The sequence below is a fragment of the Rhodococcus sp. no. 34 genome (assembly GCF_054589475.1).
On sequence record NZ_BAAILK010000035.1, the window covers coordinates 701,074 to 705,976 of the forward strand.

General features: G+C 62.3%; 6 protein-coding genes. 3 read left to right on the forward strand and 3 right to left on the reverse strand.

All coding sequences use genetic code 11. The features are described from left to right. Window positions 1-57 precede the first annotated feature (57 nt). Window positions 58-1,023, forward strand: a complete 966-nt coding sequence (locus ACYP01_RS16480; protein WP_459681219.1) for a ferritin-like domain-containing protein — start codon at window positions 58-60, stop codon at window positions 1,021-1,023. 94 nt (window positions 1,024-1,117) lie between these two features. On the opposite strand, the gene ACYP01_RS16485 is transcribed toward ACYP01_RS16480, so the two are convergent. Continuing rightward, window positions 1,118-1,726: a TetR/AcrR family transcriptional regulator gene (locus ACYP01_RS16485; RefSeq protein ID WP_459681222.1), complete on the reverse strand. Its 609-nt coding sequence runs from the start codon at window positions 1,724-1,726 to the stop codon at window positions 1,118-1,120. Between the two features lie 77 nt (window positions 1,727-1,803). Here ACYP01_RS16485 and ACYP01_RS16490 point away from each other — a divergent pair, with 77 nt between their 5' ends. Then, window positions 1,804-2,487 carry an SDR family oxidoreductase gene (locus ACYP01_RS16490; RefSeq protein WP_058038455.1) on the forward strand — a complete coding sequence of 228 codons (684 nt, stop codon included), beginning with the start codon at window positions 1,804-1,806 and terminating at the stop codon, window positions 2,485-2,487. A gap of 25 nt (window positions 2,488-2,512) precedes the next feature. On the opposite strand, the gene ACYP01_RS16495 is transcribed toward ACYP01_RS16490, so the two are convergent. Further along, window positions 2,513-2,917: a DUF4259 domain-containing protein gene (locus tag ACYP01_RS16495; RefSeq protein WP_003942974.1), complete on the reverse strand. Its 405-nt coding sequence runs from the start codon at window positions 2,915-2,917 to the stop codon at window positions 2,513-2,515. Between the two features lie 109 nt (window positions 2,918-3,026). Continuing rightward, window positions 3,027-4,112 carry a PQQ-dependent sugar dehydrogenase gene (locus tag ACYP01_RS16500; protein WP_003943262.1) on the reverse strand — a complete coding sequence of 362 codons (1,086 nt, stop codon included), beginning with the start codon at window positions 4,110-4,112 and terminating at the stop codon, window positions 3,027-3,029. Between the two features lie 178 nt (window positions 4,113-4,290). Here ACYP01_RS16500 and ACYP01_RS16505 point away from each other — a divergent pair. Beyond that, window positions 4,291-4,903: MFS transporter (locus ACYP01_RS16505; RefSeq protein WP_459681226.1), on the forward strand; the 613-nt coding region annotated here is incomplete at its 3' end.

Genomic DNA, 4,903 nt, shown 5'->3' on the forward strand with positions numbered 1-4,903 from the left:
GTCGAGCAGAAGCTGAACATCACGTAAAGCACGCACCGACGAAGGGACGACCCCGATATGAGCAACTCCGAAACCACGTCCGCCTTGATCACCCAGTTACGCATCCTCCTCGGTCTGACGCACACCGAGATCCAGGTCGCCGAAACGCGCGTCGCACAGGCCAGAACCGAAGCGGTTCGACGCGAATTGACGGAAAACGCAGAGAACGGCCGTGAAAGGGCGAGTTCCATCGAGTCCACGATTCGCGATCTGGGTGGCGTTCCGGAATTGGTCGGTCCGTTCATCGGACGCGCGACAGCCGGAGTGAAAGCGATGGTCGAACAGGCTCAGCCCTTCGACGAAGCGGTATTGGGAGACCTTGCGCTCGAACATCAACTCCTCGACCGTTCCCGCTACCTCAAGGCCCTGGCTACTGCCGGCGGCGATCAGACCGTCGCGGCGTTGGCCGACCGCCTCATCACTGCACACTCCGCGACCGTGGACTGGCTCACGACTGTCTTGGCCGAAGAGGCACTCGGTGGACCGGCAGCTTTGCGCCGCACACCGATGCAAGCTGCCACCGGCGCGGCGATACGGCTGGTCAACGTTCCGGTCTCCTGGTCCACCCGCAGCCTCGACCGTGCCATCGACGCTGTTCGCACCTCACCGCCGGTACTGGGTGAGCTGATCAGCTGGGGCGCATATGCCGGTGACGTGACTGTGAAAACACTCTCGGCCAGTAGGGATGCGGCGATTGCCACTGCAGAAAAGGTCACTCGCCGAGAAGGTGCTGACGGTGCCGCCGACGTCTTCCGTTCGGTACGGAAGTCGAGTGGGCTACTCGACCCCACTGAACTTCCCATCGAAGACTTCGACGAACTCACCGTCACCCAAGCCGTCTCCGCCGTGAAGGAACTGACCGACGCCGCACAGGTGCGGGACATCGTTGCGTACGAGGAAGCGCACAAGAACCGCCACGGCGTCGTATCCGCTGCCCAGGCAAGACTCGCAGCGATCGCCCAGGAAGTCGTCGGAATCAACTAGAGCGTTCAATCGACATATCGAGAGTCCGACTCTCGGAACCGCGAGCACTGGACCTCGTGAAAGCGGGATTCGCGGCCAGGGGCACCCGAGACCGTCAAGAAAATGACAGCGGCTCTCGAAGCCCTCTGATCAGTTCGACGCGCGCGGAATCGAGAATTTCCTCGGAGAGCGGGGAACCCTTGGTAGCTCGCGAAAGAACCAGTGCACCGAGCATGGTGGAGAGCCGGAGGAGACCGACAGCTTCGTCGTCGGCAAGAGCTGCGGCAAAATCCCCCACTCCCTCCGTGTAAACCCGACGGGCCTCGCTGTCTGCAGGCTCGCGCGCCATGTCGGCGGCGAGCGCAGCAGCGGGGCATCCGTCTGCCGGGTTGTCGCGATGCGCCACCGAGAGATAGGTATCGATCAAAGCTTTTCGGGCGGAGTCACGTTGCCCTGCATACTCTTCGAGTCCCGCAGAGTGCAGCTGAGCCAGTTCCTTGAAGGCGTGGGTGGTCGCTTCGTCGATGAGAGCGTCCTTGGACGCGAACTGCTTGTAGAAGCCACCGTGGGTCAGCCCCGACGCCTTCATCAGGTCGGCGACGCTGAGGTGAGTGCCCTTCTCTCGGAACAGTCGGGCTGCGGTTTCCACGACGCGCCGACGGTTCTCTTCCGCTTGTTGCTGCGATACGCGGCCCATCACAACGCCTTCCAGTTTGGATTTCACTTGACATCTATCCTAGCTGATACTTAGATTTGATTCACAATCTAAATGTCACGAGCAATCACAACTCTGGGAGAATCATGGACCTGAACAAGACGGTTGCGGTCGTCACAGGAGCCAATCGCGGGCTCGGACGCCATCTGGCTGCGGGACTCGTCGAGCGCGGCGCAAAGGTGTACGCGGCTGCGCGCAATCCGGAATCTGTCGATCTACCCGGTGTCATCCCCCTGAGGTTGGACGTGACGGACGCCGAATCGATAACCGCCGCCGCGCAAATCGCATCGGATGTGACCTTGCTGGTCAACAACGCAGGTATCTCTACCTCGGCGCCCTTGATCGGGGGCGACATCGATGACATTCGACGAGAGATGGACGTCAACTTCTACGGCCCGCTCGCCGTGACCCGGGCGTTTGCTCCTGTCATCGAAAACAACGACGGCGGAACAATACTCAATGTTCTGTCGGTGCTGTCCTGGTTCCATCCAGCCGCGCTCGGGTCTTACGCGTCGTCGAAAGCAGCGGCCTGGGCGATGACCGACGCCGTTCGAGAAGAACTTGCGCCGCGCAAAATCTCCGTATCGGCACTGCATGTCGCATACATGGATACCGACATGGCCGCTGGCGTACCCGCCGAACAGAAGATCGATCCTGCCGACGTCGCCGCGCAAGCACTGGACGGTATCGAAAGCGGGCTCGCCGAGATCCTCGCTGACGACACCACCCGGTACGTCAAGGGGAGTCTGTCCTCGTCGAACTCCGAGTAAGCAAGGGACTGCAGACTAGTGACGCTTACCCCACCGTTTTGAGGCTGGCCAATCTGCTCAGGATCGGTGCCCGCCAAGCTGCGAGGTCTTCCGGACCGTTCTCTTCCCACAACTCGTACAACTCCGAAGTGTCGCTGTCGGAAACTGCACGCTCGAGTGCGGAGAGGACCCAACTCTTCTGCTCCGGGCTCAAGGTGCTGACGTACCCGGCGGCGTCAATTCCATCCAGCTGCACAGGCTTCGGCGCAACGCCGTGCGCAACCGCAAGAATCTCGGCGACGGCGATTGCTGTTTGAGCATCATCGGCATCGAGATAACCGCCATCGGGGTGGCTAGCGTAATCGTCGATGTCGTAGTCACCCGCCTGTACTGCGCTGAGCAGGTCGCCCGCTACGTCGTTGTCGAAAGGTCCTGAACCCCAAGTCCCCATGCTGTCTCTCCGATCCGTACCCGGCGCATCTGTCGTAAAGATATTAGTGAATCACAGGCTTCGGCCAGGACCCTCGGGCTGGAAGTACTGCGTTCGCCGGAAATCGACATCAGCGCAACGGCACGCGAAGGATGCGGTCATCACCGGGGTTGGGGTCGCCGCGTCCGTCGGTGTTGTTCGTCAGTATCCACAGCGACCCGTCCGGTGCGACTACAACGTCACGGAGGCGCCCGTATACGTCGACGAACTGCTCATCGGCGGTCGCGGGGTCAGCCAACGGCACAATGCGGAGTCGCTCACCACGAAGGTTGGCAATGTAGATCGAGCCGTCGTGGATGGCGATTCCGCTGGGGCTGGCATCATCCGGTGACCATTGTTGGAGCGGGTCGATGAATCCGTCTTCACCCGTAATCCCTTCGACCTCGGGCCACCCGTAGTTGCCACCGGCTTCGATCCGGTTGAGTTCGTCCCAGGTGTCCTGCCCGAACTCGCTGGCGTACATCGTGCCGTCCTCGGTCCAGGCAATGCCCTGGGAGTTGCGGTGGCCGTAGCTGTAGACAAACGAGTTCGGAAATGGATTATCTAGCGGCACATCGCCATCCGGAGTCATTCGAAGGATTTTCCCGGACGTCGAGTCGAGGTCCTGAGCTCTGTCTCGACTACCGGCATCACCGACGGTCACGTACAGCATCCCGTCCGGGCCGAACGCGATGCGACCACCGTTGTGGTAATTGGCCGAAGCGAGCCCGTCGAGAATCGTCTCGGCCGGCCCGAGCGCGAATTCCCCCGGAGCACCGATGATGTCGAAGCGTTCGATCCGGTTCTCCCCGTTCGCGGTGAAGTACGCGTACAGGCGGTTTTCACGTACTGCGATCCCTAGTAAACCGCCCTCACCTCTTGGGCTGACGCCGTCGACGACTCCCACCTCGCGGCTGTTTCCGCCGGCGTCGAGTTCGAGGATTCGCGCGCTGTCGCGCTCACTGACAAGTGGTGTATCGCCGTGGAATGCGATCGACCAGGGCGCGTCCAAGCCGTCGGCGACGGTCTCGGGTTCACCGAAGGCCGCGGCGGGCGCCGATCGTGTTGTCGTGCTTGCCTGCGGACCGGGCCCTTCAGGATCCTCGCTACCGCAGGCAGTCAGGAAGGCCGAAAGGAGCACTGCGGCGCCAAGCCCTCGGATCTGTCGTCGTGTCATGGGCGCGCCTCCCGGGTTCAGGCAGTCTTTGCGCCGACGGTAGCGCGCAATCGGTCACACCGGGAGTCCCTTCGAGTACCCCCAACGACCGGGACTCCCTCGCAGGCGACGGGCGTGATGCCCTGGACGGGTGCGCCACGACATGCGCGTCGTCAACAGAAAGAGAACTGACCACCTCATGATTTCCGCACCGACCGTCGAAGAAACCGGCCGCCTGCCGCTCGTGATCTACGTGCTGGCCGTCGGAGTTTTCTTGATGGGCACAACCGAATTCGTCGTCGCCGGCATTCTTCCCGAGATTGCGGGTGACCTCGGGACGTCGATCGCGAACGTCGGCTTGATGATCACCGTCTTCGCGATCGGGATGATCCTCGGCACGCCGGCGATGGCGATCTTGACACTCAGGGTTCCCCGACGCGTGACCTTGAGCTCGGCTCTGATTGTTTTCGCGATCGGACACGTCATCGTCGCGCTCTCGTCCAACTTCGGACTCATTCTCGGCGCCCGCTTCCTCACAGCCGTGGCGACGGGCGCCTTCTGGGCAGTCGCTGCAGTGGTCGGAGCAAAAGCGGCAGGCCCGGCGTCTTCCTCGCGCGCGCTCGGCATCGTCTTGGGTGGAGGCATGCTCGCGAACGTCATCGGTGTTCCGCTCGGCGCTCTGGCCGGTCAGACCATCGGCTGGCGCGGTCCTTTCTGGGCCCTCGCCGCCCTCGCACTCGTTGCCGCGGCCGTCGTCCACCGATTGGTACCCGCCGACACCGAATCCGGTGCGGTGCCGTCCTGGCGAGCGG

Coding starts and splice junctions, on each gene's coding strand:
- ACYP01_RS16480 (WP_459681219.1), top strand. CDS start 58: ATGAGCAACTCCGAAACCACGTCCGCCTTGATCACCCAGTTACGCATC.
- ACYP01_RS16490 (WP_058038455.1), top strand. CDS start 1,804: ATGGACCTGAACAAGACGGTTGCGGTCGTCACAGGAGCCAATCGCGGG.
- ACYP01_RS16495 (WP_003942974.1), bottom strand. CDS start 2,917: ATGGGGACTTGGGGTTCAGGACCTTTCGACAACGACGTAGCGGGCGAC.
- ACYP01_RS16500 (WP_003943262.1), bottom strand. CDS start 4,112: ATGACACGACGACAGATCCGAGGGCTTGGCGCCGCAGTGCTCCTTTCG.